The sequence below is a fragment of the Rhodoferax sp. ZS1R8 genome, from assembly GCF_056521325.1.
This window is the reverse complement of the sequence record NZ_JBWMBA010000099.1, coordinates 1-1,292: the sequence shown is the minus strand read 5'-3', so window position 1 is coordinate 1,292 and position 1,292 is coordinate 1. Positions and strand designations below refer to the sequence as shown.

The 1,292-nt window shown below is 65.0% G+C and carries 1 protein-coding gene; it reads left to right on the top strand.

The annotated features are described in order from the left end of the window. Positions 1-1,292: AAA family ATPase (locus tag AC097P_RS24115; RefSeq protein ID WP_479612957.1), on the top strand; the 1,292-nt coding region annotated here is incomplete at both ends.

Below are 1,292 nucleotides of genomic sequence, written 5' to 3'. Positions count from 1 at the left end.
CGCAGGGAGACGCGCTGCAAAGTGAGCGTTCCCGCGTGTACCTGCAATTGCCACTGGACATCGACACACTGGACAGCGCCATCGAAACGGCCGATGGTGCTGTTCTCGTGCGCTTGCAACCCACACGCTGGCTCGAAGGCTTCCAGGTCTCGGGATTTGATGCTTTTTGGGACTGGGCGCGTGCATGGGGCACGCAGCTGCAGTCACGGTGGCAGGTGGCCTGTGAACGCACGCTCAACACCTATGCCGCTACAGCGCCGGCGCCGGCCTGGTTTGCAACGCTGCAAAACATGGTCCAGTTTCAAACAACGGATATCGATGGGTCTGACCAGGCAGAGGGCGACCTGCCCACATCCGCCACACTGCTGTTTGGCCGACAGGCCGCGCTACAAACTCTGCGCCGAACGGCTATGCGTGCCATCGTGTTGGTGGGCGAAGCAGGCATGGGCAAGAGCTCCTTGCTGACCGCCGCGTTCGCACAGACACCCATGCTCAGAGGGCGAGAGGGGCTGCAACAGATACCGTATCGACCGGTGGCGGAGTACCTGTTGTCGCAGATGGACCACCTGCATGCCACGCTGCAGCGCGGGGGTAGCGGCCTGGGCGCCTACCGGTTGGACCTGGCCCGCCTGCTGCCCGATCTGGCGCCAGACGATCCTCTACCACCGCTGGACATGATGACCGCCAAGTCGCGCTTGCTGGAGGGCCTGGCGCGGGTCTTCGAATCCATGGGCGCGTGGCTGCTGGTGGACGACCTGCAGTGGTGCGACAGCTCCACGCTGGAGCTCTTGAGCCTGCTCACCCACCGCGGCCTACTGCGCTGGCGTGCCGCTGCGCGGGGGCACGAGCTGAGTGATGCACAACGCCTGTGGGCGCAGCAGTTGGAGCAAACCGGCCACCTCACGCTGCTGCCATTGGAAGGCTTGAGCCTGGACGCGGTAGCCCAGTGCTGCCGCCAACGCCGCCCAGAACAGGTCTGGGGTCAAGCCGAGTTGAACCGCTTGCACGCAGCCTGCACCGGCAACCCTTTTGTACTCAATGAGTTGCTGCTGGCGTTGCCAGATGCTCCCGTAGAACCGGGCGATCCCCAAACCCTGAGCCTGCCGCGCAGCGTACGCGAGATGCTGCAGCGCCGGTTACGCGCGCTGCCCGCTGCGGCACGTGCTCTGGTCGAAGCCGCGTCTGTAGCCGTGCGCCCCCTGCCGCTGAACGTGCTGGCCCAGTTGGCAGACGGTGCATCGTCATGGCCCGATGCCACCTTGCTGGACGCCGTGCAGACTGCATTGCAAGCC